The sequence below is a fragment of the Paenibacillus sp. FSL H3-0310 genome (assembly GCF_038002785.1).
Lineage (GTDB): Bacteria > Bacillota > Bacilli > Paenibacillales > Paenibacillaceae > Paenibacillus_AQ > Paenibacillus_AQ odorifer.
Map to the genome: position 1 here is coordinate 764,428 of NZ_JBBODC010000002.1, position 19,499 is coordinate 783,926.

Consider the following 19,499-nt stretch of genomic DNA (forward strand, 5'->3'; position numbering starts at 1 on the left):
AAAGGAACATTCGCGTAAATGCGAATGTTCCTTTTTCACAAGAATAATTACCATTGCTCGGACATTTTAAAGGTGACTGCGAGATCGTCCCCGCCCGAGAGGGAGTTTACCACCAATGTGACCGGTTCATCATGGAACTCGTATGAGAGTCGCTCATTAAGCAAATTAACCGCCAGATTCGCATACGCACCAGAAATCCCTGATCCTGTACCTTGCATAATAACTTTTCCACCCGTGACCGTAGTGCAGGTGTAGTTCACCAGCAGTGCCGTGTCCGTGACAGGAATAGCCGTAGTCGGTGTAGGATAATTCTCGAAGGTCCCATCAAGGGTCCCGCCTGCAACGACCATATAACGCACAGGTCTTTTGGACATAACATCTAAAGCTGCCGGTCGAATCTCAGCCGCAAGACCTTGTGGAATAGCAAAGCCAGGACGTCTCATAAAGCTGATCGCTGCGAAGTCAGTCGATGTAACGGTCACGTTATCACGTATTTCCGAGGTTATTCGGCTCACTTGAAACACTTCAAGATCAACGGCCGTCCATACACCGTCCACATCAACAAGGAAAACCTGAATCTTCATCTGCTCCTGCGAATATACAAAATTAAATTGGAATAAATCCTCTACCATGACATAGGTCTTGCTTAAGGTCTCCTGATATTGCAGCTCAAATAACTCTTCAACAAAAATGGCCTGGGGACTGACACTATTGGATAAGCCCGTAATATAACAAAACGCGCCAGCCGATCCATTGTTGACAACTTTGATCACTACTTGATCTATTGGCCGAGTACCGTCGACTGGTAAATTAATAATGGTGTTTGTGGACAGAACAGGCAATGTCATCACACCTCCTATATATCAATTCATATATGATATGTAAACATTGTTTAGAATTATTGGGTGTAATTAAAATACAAGAGATGTTCCAGAGCATAAATAGAGATTTGCCACTAAATAACGAATGTGGTAAACTCGACTTAACTTTTTATGAACGGAGGGTTACGTGTGATAGACTTTATCCGAGTTAGAACTTTGCGCGGCTAATTGAATAGCGCTAAAGCTCTGCCCATGTGCAGAGGACTCAGGATTGGTCTACCCATTTTTAAAGGTAACCCGATAATTTAACAACAGCGTGTAGGGAGGATTCTCTTCACCTCCATTCCTTTAAGAATTGAACATCCATAGAAGCCGATTAGCCAACTGCTGCTCGCAAGGGATCAAAGTGCCTCTTCCCTGCGACTGGACTGTTGTTTAATTCATTCTACCTATGGAAGGCCCTAACTCTGACGTCCTCTAACGAACCGTAAGCACAGGCAGATTGCCTGTGTTTTTTTGCGTTTATTATTTACTATTGGAGGATGAATAAATATATGGAACAAATACGAGAAAAAGCAATTATAGTCGGTGTCCAGCTTCAGAACGAAACGAATTTCGCCTATTCGATGGAAGAGCTGAGCAATCTGGCAGTTGCCTGTGACCTTGAAGTCGTAGGAGAGCTTAGTCAAAAGGCAAGTCGAATTAACCCCTCCCATTATATCGGGACAGGTAAAATCGAGGAATTATCGGCACTTTTAGAAGCACACGATGCTCCTATTGTTATTTTTAACGACGAACTGTCACCTTCACAGATCCGCAATTTGGAGTCCGCACTGGATCGTCAGGTCATTGACCGGACCATTCTGATCTTGAATATTTTTGCGGAAAGAGCGAAGACCAAGGAAGCCCAGCTGCAAGTTGAAGTAGCCAAGCTGCAATATATGCTGCCGCGCCTCACAGGTCTTCGTGAGTCGCTGGGCAGACAAGGTGGCGGAGCTGGACTTAAAAACAGAGGTGCTGGTGAAACCAAGCTAGAGCTGGACCGCAGAAGAATTGAAGAGCGGATTACTGCTTTACAGGTTGAACTGCAACAACAAGTAGCAAGACGTCAAATCCAGCGGAAACAACGGCATAAAAATGAAGTTCCCGTCGTCTGCCTGGTAGGCTATACGAACACCGGAAAATCCAGCTTAATGAATGTCATGGTAGAGACTTACCATCCGGGTTCCCATAAACAAGTATTCGCCAAGGATATGCTGTTCGCTACACTAGAGACATCGGTTCGCAGCATTGAGCTGCCTGATCACAAAACCTTTTTATTAACAGATACTGTCGGATTCGTCAGCCAGCTTCCCCATCATCTGGTCAAAGCGTTCCGCTCCACTCTTGAAGAGGTTACCGAAGCGGACTTATTGATTCACGTAGTCGATATTTCCGATCCGCAGCATCAACAGCATATGGCGGTTACAGATGAGACGCTCAAAGCACTCGGCGCTGACCAGATTCCAACGATCTATGCCTATAATAAAGCTGATCTGACTGATTTGCCTTACCCGCAAATTGAAGGTGACAATGTCTACCTTTCCGCCAAGAAAAATAGCGGAATGGCTGAACTTACCGCTCTGATCCGCAGCCATGTTTTTACGGACTATGTCCAGTGTGAGATTCTGGTTCCATTTGATCGGGGTAATGTAGTCTCTTATTTCAATGAACACGCCCATGTTCAATCTACTAGCTATGAAGAAACAGGCACACGCCTTGAGCTGGAATGCAGAAAATCTGATTTTGAGAAATTCCGCAACGATTTTATTGAGCTATAACAAATTAGAAACGACGTGGTAATCCTTAATTAAAAAAGAGGGATAGAGTTTTCAGAGTTATCTGAAGCTCTATCCCTTTCTTTTGTGAATAAAAAATGAACAATACAAAAGAGCCCTCTCTTTGCATTGCTCAGTAAGTATAAAATAGGCAGACGCTAGATCTTATAAATATAGTTTCTAGACCCTATTCTTGAACATACAGTGTATCGGAAGCTTCTATTGTTGGCTGCCGGTAAAACCGTTCCTGCAGATAACCGCTGTAAGTAATTAAAGTCTGGATGCACCGATTCATCCGTTAAATAGGCCGAGATATCACTCCCATATACTCTTTCCTGATTCAGAGAGTCTATGATAATCTCTCCAGTAGTAATCCCTATGCCATGGCCGTAGAACAGATCATTTTCGAGTTTAATTGCATTCTCGCCCTGCCATTCTGGCTTGCTCGGAGCATGATCGGGATTCTTGAAATATACAACGTCTCCACGCTGCGTTAGTTCCTTGTTGTAGTTTGTGATTAAGCGTAAATTCTCGTCATAATTCCAGTCCCATAAGAACAAGTCCTTGAAATACTTATTAAACGCTTCTTCACCTATAGCTTCAATCGTCGCCCGATACATAACAATGACCATGGCTGTCGCGCATTCAAAGGCATATAAATGACCATTCCGAAAAATATCTTTAATCCCCACTGTGGGCTCTACGCCAGCGTTCAGCTGAAGCCCACCAATCTCTGTACGTGTCCAAAACTGCGGATTGCAGCGGGAATCATCAAATGTTGCAAAATCCACTCCACTTTCATTTAAAGCTTCAGCCGATTCCACGATGCTTTCTCTCATTTTGCGCTCAAAGTCAAGGGCATCGGGTGAACGAACTTCCTTCACCATGCTTAGTCCCTCCAATGTTATAGGTTCTAAATATAGGTTATTGTACGTGTTCGTCACCGGGTTGGTGCTTAATTCTCATGATTCCCTGGCATCCACGAACCACTGGTTAAGCTGCCGTGTCTCTTCCGTCAAAATATCCAGGAAAATAGAAGTGCGATAACCCGTATCCTTCAAGCTTTTGCCCGTAATCTCTGCAATTCGGTTTAATCTATAAAGCAATGTATTAGTGTGTATATGTAAAAAAGCCGCGGATTCCTTTAAATTGCCGCTTAATGATAAATAGACAGCGATGGTTTTGAGAAAATCACTTTTATGCTCGCGATCATGTTCTTTTAGCGGATATAGCAACGGGCTTTTACGAATTCGACTGCGCTTTTGCTCCATAATAACCGGTATATATGCCCAAAATCCAATTTCCTCGTACAATAGCAGCTCCCGCCCATGAAAAGGCAGCAGCTTTTTGATCTCCACAATGGACACCGCTTCCCAATAGGCAATAGCCGCGGACATATATTCAGTGTAATCGAGACTACAGCCAGCAGCCAGTGTGCAGCCTTCACTCTTATACATATCCTCCATTGTTTTATGCAGGAATGAAGATAATCCACCCGCCCCCTCGATCACAAAGCTGAAGGAAAACAAAATAATCAGCCGATTATGCTCAGCCGTCAGAAATAGTAATTGCAGTCCGGAATAAGATGCCATAACCTGCCGAAACCGGAGTATTAAATGATCATCGATTACCTTGTCACTTTCAAACACGCTAATATAATATTTTTCCGGCAAAAGAATGGACCAAAATTCCGCATCCTTTTTAATATTTGCTTCGTTGTCGTAGTGGGAGGTAATCAGCTTCCAGAAAAAGTCCTCATGCGTTTTGTCCTGCTTCGTTTTCCAGCCTCGCTGCTTAAGTAAATAACGGCCTACGATACCTGCCGCCTTCTCAACGATATTTTCGGCATGCCCTTCTACCAGGTTGCCTGTATCTACTACCCATATGTACCCGAGAATTTCCTTTTGATGTTTAATACAAATGGCCAGCCGGGGACCAAGTCCCACCTCCAGCACTGCAGGAATTCGAATGGGATGTGCCGAGCTCTCCAGCTGCTGCATAATCCCTTTTTTGCGCAAGCCAATAATCACAGCGTTAGGTACACGCTTCCCGATAATCGTTGAAATCCGCGCGGAGTCACTCTCAAATTCATGCGAGCTGTAGCCAATCACATGATGATTGCTGTCCTCGATGGTAACTTGAGACTGTAGCGATTCACTTATCGTATCCGCCAATGATTCCATACTGTCGAAGAAACGATCAAATAATGGATCCTTATCTGTCACTAGCTTCACTCCCACCTGAAGAATAACCAAATCCTGTACTCTAGAGTGATTTCATTATAGTATGCATCCCCCTAGCTGACTATAAGATAAATAGCTGGTTTAGGTGAGGGGCGAGATCGGCTTGTTGAGGAAGGTGTTTGGGACGGGGATGATTGGTGGGGGTTTTGTTGAGAGTTTTGTCGGGGTATTTGGGAAGGTTTAATAGTTGTTGGTGATTACCAAATGTTATAAGTGGTTTTTAGGGAATAACCCCCGGAAATTCTGTTTTTTAATCATCACATGATCATAATTAGGGAAATTCTCCCTAATATTCTGCACTTTAAGCATCACACGATCATAATTGGGGATATACTCCCTGATTTTCTTCTGTTTTGCGTATAAACAGGCGTATTCCTCGTTTTTTAGGGAGGAATTCCCTAATAACAGCATTTTTAAGCTATTTTCGCGTTTTTTTAGGGAGAATTTCCCTAAAACATCTCTCATCAAAGCTTTCACCCTATCCATCCAACTTCACTACGTAATCTATCCACCATAGCACCGCACGAGCAAACATCTACTGCATCTAATTACACTGAAACGCAATCTATTTACTTTAACGCCGTACTGACCAACTTCCACCCGGTCTCCACCGCAAGAAACGCCAAACAGCAAGCTCCCCGCAGAGAGCTTGCTGTTTGGCTCATTCCATTATGGAACGTGTCTATTTTAGATCAATGTGAATGTCTGCTCCATGGCTTGCTCAACCGAATAAGGTGTCTCACCCAACGCTTCGGCAACAGCTTGGCAGGTGATTCTGCCATTGGCTACATTCACGCCGCTTCTTAAGCCGTCATTATCCTGAATCGCCTTGATCACACCTTTATTGGCAATTTGCAGGGCATATGGAACTGTAACATTTGTTAAGGCAATAGTTGAGGTCTTAGGAACAGCGCCTGGCATATTAGCCACGGAATAATGCAGCACGCCGTGTTTCACAAACACGGGATTATCATGTGTCGTCACTCTGTCGATGGTTTCTACAATACCACCTTGGTCAATGGCCACGTCAACGATCACTGATCCCGGCTTCATGGTCTTGACCATTTCTTCAGTAACCAGCTTCGGTGCTTTAGCACCCGGAATTAACACGGCACCTACCAGCAGATCCGCTTCAGCCACTGCTTTGGCAATATTATAAGGGTTAGAGATCAACGTATTAATCTGTGCTCCAAAAATATCATCTAATTGACGTAGTCTCTCCGCACTGAGGTCAACTATCGTAACATCTGCGCCTAAACCAATAGCCATCTTAGCTGCATTAGTACCTACTACACCGCCGCCAATGATACTCACTTTACCTCGACTAACGCCAGGAACTCCGGAAAGAAGAATACCTTGTCCGCCGTAGTTCTTTTGCAGGAACTGCGCGCCCAATTGGACGGACATCCGGCCAGCTACTTCGCTCATCGGTGTTAACAGCGGCAAGGTGCGTCCATGAACAACCGTCTCATATCCGATCGCAAAGACGCCTTTGTCTTTTAGCGCAGCAGCCAAGGCAGGCTCTGGAGCAAGATGAAGATACGTAAATAGAATAAGGCCTGGACGGAAATAGGGGTACTCAGTTGCTAATGGTTCTTTTACCTTCATCACCATTTCAGCAGAGCTCCAGACCTTTGCTGCATCCTCAATCAATTGTGCTCCGGCAGAGACATACTCTTCGTTAGGAAATCCGCTGCCCACACCGGCTCCAGCTTCTACGAGCACTTGATGACCTTCAGTAATTAAACTAACTACACCCGCAGGGGTTATGGCAACACGATTTTCATTGTTTTTAATTTCTTTAGGTACTCCGATAATCATCATTCATCTCTCCCATCTAATGTAGATCCCTTATGTAAAGAATGATAACATATGATTAGCATTCCCATTTTGTTAAAAAATTAAAATATTATCTACCATGATTGTGTTTTTACACAAAGGATCAGACTTAACTGCCCATTAATCTTTAACCATTTTGGTACTCAACACAACCATCTTTATTATCTCATAAAAAAAGACACCCTATAGAGTGCCTTTTTGACGATTTTGTATGAAATTAAAGCGACTACCTTATCGCATTATGTTATATTAAGTGACATTACCTATCTTGATAATAACAACATCACTGTTTCTAACACTACATTTACCCCTTTTTCGCAGTCTTCATAAGAGGTTAGTTCCTCTTCACAATGGCTTTTACCCTTCACGCTAGGCACGAACACCATTGCGGATGGCAGAAAGCTGGCTACGAATTGTGCGTCATGCCCTGCACCACTTGCGATCTTTCGACTGGAATAACCCAAGGTTTGAGCCGCTTGCTCCACCAAATCACACACATTCTGATCAAACCACACCGTATCTCGGCCCCAAAGCTTAGTCTTGCTTACTTCACAATCCAGCAGTTGCTCTGGCAAACCGTTGATAATGGCTTCCACTTCACGCACAATCTCCATCTCTTTATGTCTGGCTTCAATGGTGAAAATCACTTTATTGGGAATGACGGTATGGATATTAGGAAGCACATTCATTCTGCCCATGGTATACACAAGCTCGGAATCGAGCGCCCCCAGCTTGCTCCGCAGCTCAATAATCATATCTGTGGCAGCAAACAAAGCATCTTTGCGCATCGCCATAGGGGTTGTGCCCGCATGATCGGATTCTCCCGTCACCTCAATCTCGTAACAGGCCATACCAACTACACAGTCAACCAGCCCAATCGTCAGCTCCTCTTTTTCAAGAACAGGCCCTTGCTCGATATGAAGCTCCAAATAAGCGGTGGCTTCGGTGATACGATTGCTCATTTCTCCCTTATATCCACTCTTCTCCAGCGCTTCACCAAAGGTGATGCCTGCTGGATCTTTTTTGTTCAACATGACACTTTTATCAAACTTTCCGGACAACACACCAGAGGCCATCATCGATGGCTCAAAACGTGCCCCCTCTTCATTCGTAAAATTCATAATCGTCACCGGAAACTTCGGCTTAATCCCGTAATCTACAAGCGTCCGCACCACCTCTAGACCCGCGATAACCCCTAGAACGCCATCGAATCTGCCCCCTTTTTTCACAGTATCCATATGCGAGCCAATCACAATCGGAGGCCCGGAAGTTTCGCCTGCCAGTGTGGCATACATCGTCCCCATATCATCCATCTTCACAGACATTCCGAGCTCTTCACAACAGGCACGAAAATAATCCCGAACTTTAAGATCCTCTTCCGTCAGCGATAATCGGGTCACGCCATTTTTATCTGTACGCCCATAATCGGCAAATGCCTCGATTGTATTCTTCAGTCTCTCACCGTTCACGAATATTTTTTGCAGCTGCATCCCAGATCCCTCCGCTTCGAACGTTTTGTTGGCTTTCTATCTATGTTAAACCAAACCATAATATTTTCATTTTACATATTGTAATAATTATTATTCACATGATGCTACAACGAGTAGAGCCAGCAATAAGTAAACTAAAGTAGTATATACAATCTTTTCATACGAGGGGTAAGCTTAAGATAGCTTATCATCCAGTTCTACACAGGAAAGGAGCGAGCCCATGAATCTAAGCCTTGTGATCCCGGTATACAATATAGAGCAGTATATAACCCCTATGTTTAATTCACTGCTTGATCAAAGCGATCCGCATTTCGAAGTCATCATCGTAGATGATGGTTCTACGGATAACACTTACAACGTTATAGAAAAGATTCTTTCGCGTAATCCCGCCCTTTTCTGTAAAGTCATTCGAACGGAGAATCATGGAGTAAGCGCGGCTAGAAATAGGGGTTTAGCTGAAGCCACAGGTAACTATGTTCTTTTTGTAGATGGAGATGATTATGTCTCCGCAGACTTGGTCTCAACCCTTCAGTCATATACTCAAGATGAACAACCCGAGATTATTTGCTGGGGTTATAATCATGTCTCCGAAGGCAGAGAAACTCTATTGAGCTGTACCTCTGATTTCAGCGACGTGACGGGAAGTCAAGCACTGGCGCGGATTTTCGTGAACAAAAGCTTGCGAATATGGACAGGGAGTATCGCTTATAAGCGAGAATTCTTACTTCTCCACGGGCTAGGTTATACAGAACGCTGTGTGAATGGAGAGGATCAAGAGTTCATCTACAAAGCCTTGTCCAGAGCAGCCAGAGTCATCTCAATCCCGGATATACTATCCTTTTATTTACAGAGAAACTCCTCCATCTCCAACAGCTATAACGTGAATAAATTCGATGTAGTGGATGCTTTCAAAAGGGTGGACGAATATTTCAAAACCTATCCCTTTGCTGAACTAGATACGATCTCCCCTTTGTTAATGAACCGTGAGCTGATCGAGAACTACTTTTTCAACCTCAAAACCTGTCTAAATGGTACGGAAGGGGTAAGCATTCAGGAATTACTTCGTGACATCAACCATACCTATCCAAAGCTCAATCAAGAAATGGATGAACTCATAAGACGTTATAGAGGAGATAATCGCAGATTAACCCTTTATATCAGAACATTTTTAATCTCCCCGCTTCTATATCACAGATTCATCTCTGTGGAGAGAGGCTTATCCAGGTTCAAGCGAAACCTACTTAAAGGGAACGGAACCCGAAAGGAATCTAGAATATGAAAAAGATGCTGATATACGCCTATACCGAATTTAATCTGGGCGATGATCTATTCATTAAGGTGCTGTGCGAAAGATATCCGGATACCAAATTCAGAATTTGCGCACCACGCCTCTATAAACAATGTTTCAAAGAGCTCCCTAACCTCAAAGTGTATCCTTCCGATTCCCTTCTTCTAAGAGGCATTGGCTATATTTGCAGGAAGCTAAAGATACATAATGTAGCTCACAAATATCTGGCAGATCACTCAGATGGCGTCGTTCATATCGGCGGCTCGATTTTCATGGAAGCAGACCACTGGGCAGAGCATTTCAAGAATGCAGAAGTCATTCGTAATCAAAATAAGCCTTACTATCTGTTAGGATCTAATTTTGGCCCTTTTACAAATCAAGAATACTATGATGAGCACAAGCGGATTTTCAAGGATTATACAGATATATGTTTCAGAGAACAGTACTCTTATGATTTATTTAAGGATCTGGATAATGTCCGCTTAGCCCCAGATATTATTTTTCAGCTAGACCCGCCAGATATTCCAAACGAACCGGAGGATTACATCGTCTTATCCGTTATTAAACCTTCAGCGAAAGGTCTGAACGGTTTTGACAACCTCTATTATGAAAAAATGAAAGAACTCGCAATTTATTTCATTGAAAAAGGTTACGCGGTTCATTTCATGTCATTTTGCGAACACGAAGGCGATCAACTGGCGATTGAAGAGATTCAGCGCCTTATCGGTCCCTCCTACAAGGATGCTATTCAAGTGCATTTATATAAAACGAACATGGAAGAAGTGTTGTCCGTGTTAGCTAATGCCAGTTCTATTGTGGCTTCAAGATTCCATGCAATGATTCTGGGCTGGGTATTTAATAAACCGGTATTCCCTGTAGCCTACAGCAAAAAAATGGTCAATGTAATGGAAGATGTTGGATTCACAGGTCTGTATGCCGATTTCAACACGCTGGAACAGGTCCAGCCTGCACAGATTTTTGAAAGTATGATCACCTGCTCTATGGATGTCACACTGCAAGCAAAACAAGCCGAAAGACATTTCGAGCATCTAGATACGTATTTACCGCTTTACGAAAGGGGGATTCGTTATGAAAGCCAAGCGGAGCATTCTTAACTTATCCTTTGGACTGGGAAGTCAACTCATCACGATCATCCTCGGTTTTTTTATACCCAGACTGATAATGGTCAACTATGGCTCTGAGGCCAATGGTTTGATCGCTTCGATTGTGCAGATTATTAGTTATTTGGCCCTGCTGGAAGCAGGTGTTGGGGCGGCCTCGATCCAAGCACTTTACAAGCCGGTAGCTTCGGATAATAAAAACAATATCAACTCTATTCTGGCTGCCACCTCCAGCTATTATAAAAAAACAGGTATTTACTATTTCTTCGCCGTACTGCTACTCGCCATCGTGTACCCGCTAGTGATCTCGTCTGAGATCGATAAATTATCGATTATGGTCATTATTTTGCTTACGGGGATGGGCGGAGCAATCAATTATTATTTTCAGGGGAAATTCAAGGTCCTGCTCGCTGCGGAGGGAAAAAGCTATGTAGAGACTTCTATTGTCACTGTGGCTAATATTATGAACAGCCTGATCCGGATTCTGTTATTACTGCAAGGTGTGGACATTATTGCGGTTCAAGCTTCCTATTTTATCTTAACTTTACTTCAAATCATCGCTTTCTATATTTATATGAATAAGAATTACAAGTGGATCAACCTGAATCTCAAACCAGACTATGAAGCCATTGGTCAAAAGAATTCCGTATTAGTCCATGAAATCTCCTATTTGGTGTTTAGAAATACGGACGTACTTATATTAACCATCTTTACGAATCTAAAAATCGTCAGTATCTATGTTATGTACAATATGATTTTTACGATCGTGGATAATATCGTCCAGACCATAAACGGAAGTGTGAAGGCTGCCCTCGGGCAAAGCTACCATGAGAGTAAAGAAGCATTTATTAAATTTTATGATGCTTACGAAGTGTATTTTATGGGGCTTATCTTCTCGATTCTAACGGTGGCTTACATTTTGATTTTACCCTTTATGAAATTGTATACCGCTGGGGTAAACGACGTGAATTACATTGATATGTGGCTGCCGGTCTTGTTCGTAGTCATCAAATTATTAACCAATGCCAGAACGTCTTCCAATAATGTGATTACCATCGCTGGACATTTCAAAAAAACACAAAACCGTTCCATTCTGGAATCCGCCATTAATCTGGTGGCTTCTGTTGTCTTCGTAATCTTCATGGGAATTTACGGTGTACTGATGGGAACGATAGTTGCCCTCCTATACCGCTCCATAGATATTGTGATCTATGCCAGCAAACATTTGCTGGACCGCAGTCCATGGGTCACTTTTAGAAGATGGCTTACGAATGCAGTAGTTTTTGTAGGCATTATTCTCATCACAACTGCCATCGACATCCCGATCCATTCCTATCTGGGGCTTATGATCTGGGGTGTACTTCTAGGACTAGTGATCTTGCCTGTATATTTTGTAATCGGCTCTTTAATGGAACGGGAAGTCTTCCTCTATACATGGGAACATCTCAAAAAGTATCGATACAAACTCAAAAATAAAATTAACGCTCAGCCTGAGGTAAGTGGTTTATCCAAATAACACAACAGGAGGACTGGAAATGGATCATAGCGAGGTTTTGCAGCAAGCCTGTTACGTCTTTCTAAACGACCTAAATGACGAAATAAACCATTCACCTACCATCCAAATAGAGGATACAGAACTATTGCAAAGATGCCGCCAGATCATAGATCAAGAACAAAATGTACAAATCAAACCTTATCTGGAAACCTTATCTGAGGTTATTCATGCCTTTCTGACGGGGAGGGCTTCAGAGGATACTTTGAAATTCTATCTGTCTGAACAATTCAACATTGTTGCCAGTGATATCGCAGGTTTAATTCAGGGGTTGGTTAAAATGGAAAGCCGCATTTCGGATACGGAAATTTCCTACCCAACAGTCCAATCCTTATCCGATTCTCCCAAGATCAGTGTCATTATCACCACCTATAATAGAAAAGAATTCCTATATCAAGCGATCCAAAGTATCTTAATGCAGGACTATCCCAATAAAGAGATTACAGTGATTGATGATTGTTCTACAGATGGCACGAAAGAGTTAATGCAGCAACACTTTGGGGCGGAGCCACGGGTCATTTACATGCGCAATGCTACCAATAGCGGACCTGGAAATAATCGCCGAAAAGCTTTTGCTGCACATGGTGATGGGGAATATGTTCTTTTTCTCGATGATGATGATTATCTGATCGACATGAATTATTTCAGTAAAGCTGTCCGCTTCCATCTCCTTCATCCCGAAATATCATTTGTAGCTGCGAATGTGTTTCTGGAGTATTCCAAAGCCAAACAACTAAAAATCTCCAATCTGCAGCTTAGCAGCATTATTAAGAAACGCGATTATTTCATGAATTTCGAGAAAAAAGGATATCCAAAACCCGCCTCTACTTTAACTACTGTCTTTAAACGAGAGGCCTTAATGGCTATGGATATCCTAGATATGAATATGGTCAACGATGCTTCCATCTATTTGCGTTCCCTGCTGGTAGGTGATGCGGGCTTCATTGATGTGATTGCGGGCGTGTACCGAATACACGGGAACAATATCACCTTTAATCTGAGCCAGGGATTCTTAATTGAGAATCTGGAAGAAAAAAAACTCATTAAGAATATGGCCGTGCAGAAATATGGATATAACGCACAGGAAATGACGGAATGGTTCAACCATAATGCTTACGATACGATCTCATACTATTTATTAAATTCTGCAAAAGACGCTACAGACTTTAAATTCATGTACCATTGGGCGCTTAACCATTGCCCGCTGATCTACAATCAATTGAAAAATGAGTTTCGCATGAAGCTTATTAAAAAACAATTATTACGAATCTCCTTACTCCGTACGCTACTCGGCAGATGATTCGCTCATTAGCTTATCGAGCAGCAGAAAAAACTCTCTAAGCTTTTCTTTTGGGATGTCGGCATACTTGTCTCCAATGCTGATCTCACAATAAGAAGTATGTTCCCCGGTAGCTCTTATTCCCGCGCTTAAACCGATTCCTGTCGCCTCATACACCGCTGACAGAATCGGTTCAAGTTGTTCCTTAGACATTTGAAAATGCATGTGAAACATATTGGAGACAGGTTGAGCGGGCAGAGTGGTTACGTCGTGACATTGATTAACCCAAGCAGCAAGCTCCTTCGCGCCTTCATAATACTGCTGCATCTTGCCCTCTCTTTGCCGGAAATAATAATCAGAAGAAATGATGTACGGATATAAGCTGATTAAGTCTCCACCATGCCGCCGTTTCCATATCTTTGATTGCTTCGTAAAATCTTCACTGCCTGCAAGAATTGCCCCGGCGATTCCTCCAATTCCTTTATAAAAGGATATATACACACTATCAAAGAGTGCAGAGATTTCAGCTGCTGACTTCCCGTAATACGGGAGGATCTCAAATAATCTTGCCCCATCCAAATGCAATTTAATGCCGCGTGCACGGCAATGAGCAGAAATAGCTTCAAGCTCCGTGTACTCTGGCAGCTGACCACCAATCTCGCGCTGGGGTAATTCCAGCAACAGACAGGCGATATCCTCCTTTAGGTTCGCCACATCCTCCAAAGTGATTAATCGGTTCTTGTCCGCAAGCAAGATAGGCTCAATATGATGTAATTCCTTCAGGCCATCCTGCTCATGGATCTCCAAGTGACATAAGGGATGATAGGCTACTTTTTTCACCTCTTTTTCATCGCACCAAATTCTTAAAGCGATTTGCTGCGCCATCGTTCCGCTCGGAAAGAAAACCGCGGTTTCTTTGCCCAGGATATTCGCCATTTTCGTCTGGAAATCTTCAATCACTTCGCCCGTTCCATAAATATCAGATGCCGTACTGTTCTCTACGGCTGCCAAGGCTTCCTTCAACACTTGCACATCTCTATTCCCATTCCCTGCGATTCGATAGGCCGTTTCATTAAAAGCCTCTTGTACGGTTTTTTTTCCGTTCATTCGTTGGATAACCCCTTCCGGATTTGCCTTGTCCCTAATATAGACGAATTTCCAAAAATCCCATCTTAATTTTACCCGATCTAAGGTGAAAAAACATGAGCGCTGTGCTACAATATTGGAATTGCAACGGCAATCTTAGGGAGGGTTATTGAATCACATGCTCATTATTGGTATCGCCGGCGGCACCGGCTCGGGAAAAACAACCGTAGCCCGCTCCGTCATTGACCGTCTTGGAACGGGAAAGGTAACTTTCATATCTCAAGATAACTACTATAAGGATCACTCACATCTCAGCTTTGCTGAACGTGAATCCATTAATTACGATCATCCTTTCGCTTTCGATAACGAGCTGCTCATTGAGCATCTTAAATCTCTGCGCGAAGAACAGACCGCATTCGCTCCCGTGTATGACTTTACAGTCCATGCCCGCTCCACTACAGAGACGGTAGAACTGAAGCCAAACAATATTGTAATCATCGAGGGACTCCACGTCCTTTCTGACGAGAATCTCCGTGAAATGCTCGACATCAAGGTATTCGTGGATGCCGATCCTGATGTACGCATTCTCCGCCGGGTCCTTAGAGATATTGAAGAACGTGGACGGAGCATCCAGTCGATCCATCATCAATATTTGAGTACAGTTAAACCCATGCATGAAGCTTTTATCGAACCATCCAAAAAATACGCTGACCTGATCATCCCTGAAGGTGGCCATAATGAGGTTGGTATTCAGTTGTTGTCCATCCTAACGGAGAAGCATCTATATAACGATTGGACGTCTTAAAGTCTTAATTAAGCGCTTCTAGCTAGCTGCAGAGAATCTCTCTGCGGCTTTTTTGATATGCGTTGACCCATCCATGGTTCAGAATAATCCCACCTCATTCTGGTAATAGCTATATTTACAGCACCAGCGGAAGAGGGATAACAACTATGGGATTTCTGAACAGAACAATAACAAAAGTTTTTAAGAACCCTTCATTAGGGCACCCTAACCCCACTAAAGAATTACCCAAGGAACCTATTAAAGAAAAACTTCAAGATAATATTCAATATATAAAAACAACACTCGGCAATAGTACAGATCTCGTGATTAGAGAATTCTTTATTGGTTCCAAACACCAGATTAAAGCAGCTATTTTCTATACAGATGGATTGGCGGATAGTAAAGCTATTCAGGATTTCATTCTGGAATCACTAATCTTAGAACTTCCAGATCCAAGTCTTGATACACAAACAGCCAACTATCAATTATTAAAAGATCACATGCTCACTGTAGGGGATATTAAAGATGCGACGGAGTTCAATTCTTTATTCACCTCTCTATTATCCGGAGATGTGATCCTCTTACTTAATGGATATACCAAAGGGTTCACCATAGGCATGCGTGACTGGAAAGACCGTGGCGTAACGGAAAGTGCCACTGAAACGGTGATTCGTGGACCTAAGGAAGCCTTCACAGAAAGCTTACGCACGAATACCGCATTAATCCGGCGGAAAATAAAAGACCCCAATCTTTGGTTAGAAACACAGCAAATTGGACGTGTAACACAGACAGACGTAGCCCTCATGTATATCAATGGCATTGTTAGTGATGAGATTCTGCAAGAAGTACACTCACGTTTAGATCGGATCGACATTGACGGGATCCTGGAAAGTGGCTATATCGAAGAATTAATCGAGGATGAAACCTATACCCCATTTCCAACGATCCATCATACGGAACGCCCTGACGTTATAGCAGCTGCTCTTATGGAAGGAAAAGTAGCCATATTAGTAGATGGGACTCCTATAGTAATGACGGTGCCTACCTTATTTGTTTCCTTCATGCAGACGGCGGAAGATTATTATCAACGTGCCGATGTTAGCACCTTAGTACGAATGCTTCGATACTTCAGTATTTTCATTTCACTACTTGCCCCATCTTTGTATGTAGCTATTACTACCTTTCATCAGGAGATGCTGCCCACAACCCTGCTGATCAGTCTAGCCGCACAACGGGAGGGCGTGCCGCTTCCAGCATTTATTGAAGCACTCTTAATGGAGCTTGCCTTTGAGATTATACGAGAAGCGAGTGTACGAATGCCTCAAACCATAGCCCAATCTGTATCCATTGTAGGCACCCTAGTGATTGGGACTGCGGCAGTTGATGCCGGCATTGTTTCTGCTGCCATGCTTATTGTCGTCGCTATTACTGCTATCTCCAGCTTTGTGCTGCCATCCTTCGATCTTGCCCTGACCATCAGAATGCTCCGTTTCCCAATGATGTTCCTTGCTGCATCCTTTGGATTGTTTGGGATCATTATCGGCGTTATTGCGATAGTTCTTCACATGTGCAGCTTACGTTCCTTTGGAATTCCTTATTTGAGCCCGTTTGCTCCCTATAATCTCGCCGATCAAAAGGACACCTTTTTCCGAATGCCGCATTGGGCTATGTTTACCCGCCCTAGACTTATCAATAAAAAAAATATCGTTCGGGAAAAGAGTACACCACCGGAGAAACCGGGAGATCTCACGGAGGAATAGCCCCTGAAACCTTGACCTATGAAGTGATAAATTGGAGTGAAGAAAGCCATGCTCGAAAAAGGTAAAATAAGTACTCGCCAGCTTACCATACTGGTTATGTTCCTTACGATCGGGGATTCCATTCTCGTAATCCCTCCCTCCACTTCACACTACGCCAGACAAAATGCCTGGATTTCCGCATTAATTGGTATGATCGTAGGTTTACTAGCCATCTATATGTACAGCAAGTTCGTAAAGTTGTACCCCAAACTAACGCTTATTGAGGCGATTCAAAAGGCTTTTGGAAAATGGATTGGGACTATTCTATCACTCTTGACCTTAATGTATTTTCTTATCGTCACCGTTGGAAGTATGCGAGAACTCAGTGAGTTCGTTACATCCGAAATATTACCGAGAACCCCTATTCCGGCTGTTTTAATCTTATTCATGGTGATCGTGATTATGGCTACACGACTAGGTATTGAAGTCATAGGACGAGCTGGAGAGATCTTTACACCTATGATTATTATCCTATTTCTGATTCTGACGGTCGCAATTATTCCTCAGATGGAGATTGTCAGATTACTGCCCATATTGGAGGATGGCATAAAACCAGTGTTGAGAGGGTCTATTTCCATTACGGCTTACACCTTTATAGAACCGGTTGTTTTTCTAATGTTTCTCCCTTATGTAAACCAACAACAAAAGATAACCAAAGGCTTACTACAAGGCTGTTTCTTAGGCGGTATTATTATCTTCCTGACGGTTACTATTTCCATATTAGTGCTAGGTCCAGATCTGACAACCAGGGATATCTATCCCAGTTATAACATTGCAAGGCGCATATCCGTTGGTGGTTTCTTCGAGCGGGTGGAAGCCATGATAGCACTACTTTGGATGTTAACCTTGTTTATAGAAGTTACCTTATACTTCTATGCTTTCGTTCTGGGGTTGTCTCAATTATTCAAACTAAAAGAGTACCGGGTGCTAACTCTACCCACAGGATTAATTTTGGTTACACTAGCACCTCTTATTGCGCCAAATTACACCTATTACAACAAAGTATTCGATAATTATTGGGTGTACTATGTTATAACCTTCGGGTTATTTCTACCTTTGGTGTTGTTAGGTGTGGGAATGTTTCGAAGGGCACTGGACAAAGGCTTAAAATCTCGAAGCTAAAGATGGGCTGGGAGACATGAATACCGAAAGATCTAACGGAGGATTAAACCATGAAACGAAGATCGCTTCTGATTTGTGTTCTTATTCTCATGCAAATATTTGTAACAGGTTGCTGGAGCCGCCGAGAATTAAATGATCTTGCGATTGCTGTAGGAATAGGGATCGATAAAATTGGAGATCAATATCAAGTTTCTGCACAAGTGGTCTTACCCAGTCAAATCGCTGGCTCCAAGGGAGGCTCTCCTCAAGCACCCGTCAACCTTTATAAAGCGACAGGAAATACTGTATATGAAGCCCTTAGAAAAATCACAACCGTTAGCCCACGTAAAATTTATATCTCTCATTTACGAATCCTAGTCCTTGGCGAGGATTTGGCTAAAGAGGGAATCAACGATGTTCTTGATTTCATGTCAAGAGACACTGATACGCGAAATGATTATTTTATAGTGGTAGCAAAGGATGCAAAGGCAGAAGATGCGTTGAAAATATTAACCAGTCTTGAAAAGATTCCTGCCGTGCGATTGTTTTCCAGTCTGGAAAGCTCGGAGAAAAATTGGGCACCTACATCTACTGTGACATTAGGAACCCTAATTACAGAACTTGTCAGTAAGGGTAAGAATCCAGTCTTAACAGGTGTTGTCATCGAGGGGAGTGTAGATGTAGGAGAAACTCCGAATAATGTTGAAACGGTAGACTCTCCAACAGAATTGAAATACTCCGGATTGGCCGTATTCAAGGAAGACAAATTGATTGGTTGGCTAAATCCTGAGGAATCAAAAGTGTATAACTATTTAACCAATAAAGTAGAGAGTACTGTTTTCTATATCCAATGTCCCGAAGGTAAAAAGGTTTCGCTTGATGTATTTGAAGCCCGTTCCAAAATGAAAGGCAGCATCCATAATGACAAACCAGAAATCAGTATTGAGCAACATATAGAATCAGATATAGGGGAGGTTCAGTGTAGAAATCTTGAACTGACAGACACAAAAACTATCACCGAATTAGAACAAATCGCCAATAAAAAAGTCCAGAATTTATTCAAAACTACTATTAAAAAGGTACAGAATGAATACAAAAGCGATATTTTTGGATTCGGTGAAATCATCCATCGTTCTAACCCGCAGGCGTGGAAGAAACTGCGAAACAATTGGGATGAGACCTTTGTTAACCTTCCAATAAGCGTAAAGATGGATATTAAGATTCGCCTGTTAGGGAAAGTGACTAACTCTTTCCTAGAAGAGACGAAGTGATGAATTGG

16 protein-coding genes are annotated in these 19,499 nt (G+C 42.8%); 9 read left to right on the forward strand and 7 right to left on the reverse strand.

Annotation, left to right across the window (positions count from 1 at the left end):
• Nucleotides 1–47 precede the first annotated feature (47 nt).
• Nucleotides 48–848: a hypothetical protein gene (locus tag MHH63_RS22790; RefSeq protein WP_076186200.1), complete on the reverse strand. Its 801-nt coding sequence runs from the start codon at nt 846–848 to the stop codon at nt 48–50.
• A gap of 527 nt (nt 849–1,375) precedes the next feature.
• Between MHH63_RS22790 and hflX the strand changes: the two genes are divergently transcribed.
• A complete protein-coding gene (gene hflX, locus MHH63_RS22795; RefSeq protein ID WP_076186202.1) occupies nt 1,376–2,641 on the forward strand; it encodes a GTPase HflX in 1,266 nt (421 codons plus the stop codon).
• A gap of 155 nt (nt 2,642–2,796) precedes the next feature.
• On the opposite strand, the gene MHH63_RS22800 is transcribed toward hflX, so the two are convergent.
• The 5 genes from MHH63_RS22800 to MHH63_RS22820 form a co-directional block, all read right to left on the reverse strand.
• Nucleotides 2,797–3,525, reverse strand: a complete 729-nt coding sequence (locus tag MHH63_RS22800) for a protein-glutamine gamma-glutamyltransferase (RefSeq protein WP_076186204.1) — start codon at nt 3,523–3,525, stop codon at nt 2,797–2,799.
• 75 nt (nt 3,526–3,600) lie between these two features.
• On the reverse strand, nt 3,601–4,863 hold the full coding sequence (locus MHH63_RS22805) for a PucR family transcriptional regulator (RefSeq protein ID WP_339281559.1): 1,263 nt from the start codon (nt 4,861–4,863) through the stop codon (nt 3,601–3,603).
• A gap of 225 nt (nt 4,864–5,088) precedes the next feature.
• Entirely contained in the window at nt 5,089–5,367 is a 279-nt protein-coding gene (locus tag MHH63_RS22810; RefSeq protein ID WP_339281558.1) for a hypothetical protein, read from the reverse strand.
• 201 nt (nt 5,368–5,568) lie between these two features.
• Nucleotides 5,569–6,702, reverse strand: coding sequence for an alanine dehydrogenase (ald, locus tag MHH63_RS22815; RefSeq protein ID WP_038568222.1), 1,134 nt, complete (start codon nt 6,700–6,702; stop codon nt 5,569–5,571).
• Between the two features lie 281 nt (nt 6,703–6,983).
• The gene (locus MHH63_RS22820) at nt 6,984–8,210 is read right to left on the reverse strand and encodes a Zn-dependent hydrolase (protein WP_339281557.1); all 1,227 of its coding nucleotides are present in this window, start codon (nt 8,208–8,210) and stop codon (nt 6,984–6,986) included.
• Nucleotides 8,211–8,430: 220 nt separating this feature from the next.
• Here MHH63_RS22820 and MHH63_RS22825 point away from each other — a divergent pair, with 220 nt between their 5' ends.
• From MHH63_RS22825 to MHH63_RS22840, 4 genes are read left to right on the forward strand one after another with little or no spacing between them, the layout of a single operon-like run.
• Nucleotides 8,431–9,489, forward strand: coding sequence for a glycosyltransferase family 2 protein (locus tag MHH63_RS22825; protein WP_339281556.1), 1,059 nt, complete (start codon nt 8,431–8,433; stop codon nt 9,487–9,489).
• Nucleotides 9,486–10,613: a polysaccharide pyruvyl transferase family protein gene (locus MHH63_RS22830; protein WP_076126981.1), complete on the forward strand. Its 1,128-nt coding sequence runs from the start codon at nt 9,486–9,488 to the stop codon at nt 10,611–10,613. The genes MHH63_RS22825 and MHH63_RS22830 overlap by 4 nt, the downstream gene beginning before the upstream one ends.
• Nucleotides 10,588–12,135 (forward strand): sugar isomerase, encoded by a 1,548-nt coding sequence (locus tag MHH63_RS22835; protein WP_076126979.1) that lies wholly within the window; start codon nt 10,588–10,590, stop codon nt 12,133–12,135. The genes MHH63_RS22830 and MHH63_RS22835 overlap by 26 nt, the downstream gene beginning before the upstream one ends.
• 19 nt (nt 12,136–12,154) lie before the next feature.
• Complete coding sequence (locus MHH63_RS22840) at nt 12,155–13,471, forward strand: glycosyltransferase family 2 protein (protein WP_076192559.1); 1,317 nt, start codon at nt 12,155–12,157, stop codon at nt 13,469–13,471.
• Here the strand turns inward: MHH63_RS22840 and MHH63_RS22845 are convergent.
• Nucleotides 13,457–14,557, reverse strand: coding sequence for a threonine aldolase family protein (locus MHH63_RS22845; RefSeq protein WP_339170799.1), 1,101 nt, complete (start codon nt 14,555–14,557; stop codon nt 13,457–13,459). The two genes, MHH63_RS22840 and MHH63_RS22845, sit on opposite strands and share 15 nt — an antisense overlap.
• 157 nt (nt 14,558–14,714) lie before the next feature.
• Between MHH63_RS22845 and udk the strand changes: the two genes are divergently transcribed.
• The 4 genes from udk (at nt 14,715) to MHH63_RS22865 (ending at nt 19,491) form a co-directional block, all read left to right on the forward strand.
• A complete protein-coding gene (udk, locus tag MHH63_RS22850) occupies nt 14,715–15,341 on the forward strand; it encodes a uridine kinase (protein WP_036687251.1) in 627 nt (208 codons plus the stop codon).
• A gap of 146 nt (nt 15,342–15,487) precedes the next feature.
• Nucleotides 15,488–17,080 (forward strand): spore germination protein, encoded by a 1,593-nt coding sequence (locus tag MHH63_RS22855; protein ID WP_076192561.1) that lies wholly within the window; start codon nt 15,488–15,490, stop codon nt 17,078–17,080.
• Nucleotides 17,081–17,128: 48 nt separating this feature from the next.
• Nucleotides 17,129–18,241: a GerAB/ArcD/ProY family transporter gene (locus tag MHH63_RS22860; protein ID WP_076282651.1), complete on the forward strand. Its 1,113-nt coding sequence runs from the start codon at nt 17,129–17,131 to the stop codon at nt 18,239–18,241.
• Between the two features lie 50 nt (nt 18,242–18,291).
• A complete protein-coding gene (locus MHH63_RS22865; protein WP_076282650.1) occupies nt 18,292–19,491 on the forward strand; it encodes a Ger(x)C family spore germination protein in 1,200 nt (399 codons plus the stop codon).
• The last annotated feature ends 8 nt before the right edge of the window (nt 19,492–19,499 follow it).

Bases quoted from the DNA above. Each gene is read 5' to 3' on its own strand.
- MHH63_RS22830 (WP_076126981.1), top strand. From the start codon at position 9,486: ATGAAAAAGATGCTGATATACGCCTATACCGAATTTAATCTGGGCGAT.
- MHH63_RS22810 (WP_339281558.1), bottom strand. From the start codon at position 5,367: ATGGATAGGGTGAAAGCTTTGATGAGAGATGTTTTAGGGAAATTCTCC.
- MHH63_RS22860 (WP_076282651.1), top strand. From the start codon at position 17,129: ATGCTCGAAAAAGGTAAAATAAGTACTCGCCAGCTTACCATACTGGTT.
- MHH63_RS22790 (WP_076186200.1), bottom strand. From the start codon at position 848: ATGACATTGCCTGTTCTGTCCACAAACACCATTATTAATTTACCAGTC.
- MHH63_RS22840 (WP_076192559.1), top strand. From the start codon at position 12,155: ATGGATCATAGCGAGGTTTTGCAGCAAGCCTGTTACGTCTTTCTAAAC.
- ald (WP_038568222.1), bottom strand. From the start codon at position 6,702: ATGATTATCGGAGTACCTAAAGAAATTAAAAACAATGAAAATCGTGTT.
- MHH63_RS22825 (WP_339281556.1), top strand. From the start codon at position 8,431: ATGAATCTAAGCCTTGTGATCCCGGTATACAATATAGAGCAGTATATA.
- hflX (WP_076186202.1), top strand. From the start codon at position 1,376: ATGGAACAAATACGAGAAAAAGCAATTATAGTCGGTGTCCAGCTTCAG.
- MHH63_RS22820 (WP_339281557.1), bottom strand. From the start codon at position 8,210: ATGCAGCTGCAAAAAATATTCGTGAACGGTGAGAGACTGAAGAATACA.
- MHH63_RS22845 (WP_339170799.1), bottom strand. From the start codon at position 14,557: ATGAACGGAAAAAAAACCGTACAAGAGGCTTTTAATGAAACGGCCTAT.
- MHH63_RS22800 (WP_076186204.1), bottom strand. From the start codon at position 3,525: ATGGTGAAGGAAGTTCGTTCACCCGATGCCCTTGACTTTGAGCGCAAA.
- MHH63_RS22865 (WP_076282650.1), top strand. From the start codon at position 18,292: ATGAAACGAAGATCGCTTCTGATTTGTGTTCTTATTCTCATGCAAATA.
- MHH63_RS22835 (WP_076126979.1), top strand. From the start codon at position 10,588: ATGAAAGCCAAGCGGAGCATTCTTAACTTATCCTTTGGACTGGGAAGT.
- udk (WP_036687251.1), top strand. From the start codon at position 14,715: ATGCTCATTATTGGTATCGCCGGCGGCACCGGCTCGGGAAAAACAACC.
- MHH63_RS22855 (WP_076192561.1), top strand. From the start codon at position 15,488: ATGGGATTTCTGAACAGAACAATAACAAAAGTTTTTAAGAACCCTTCA.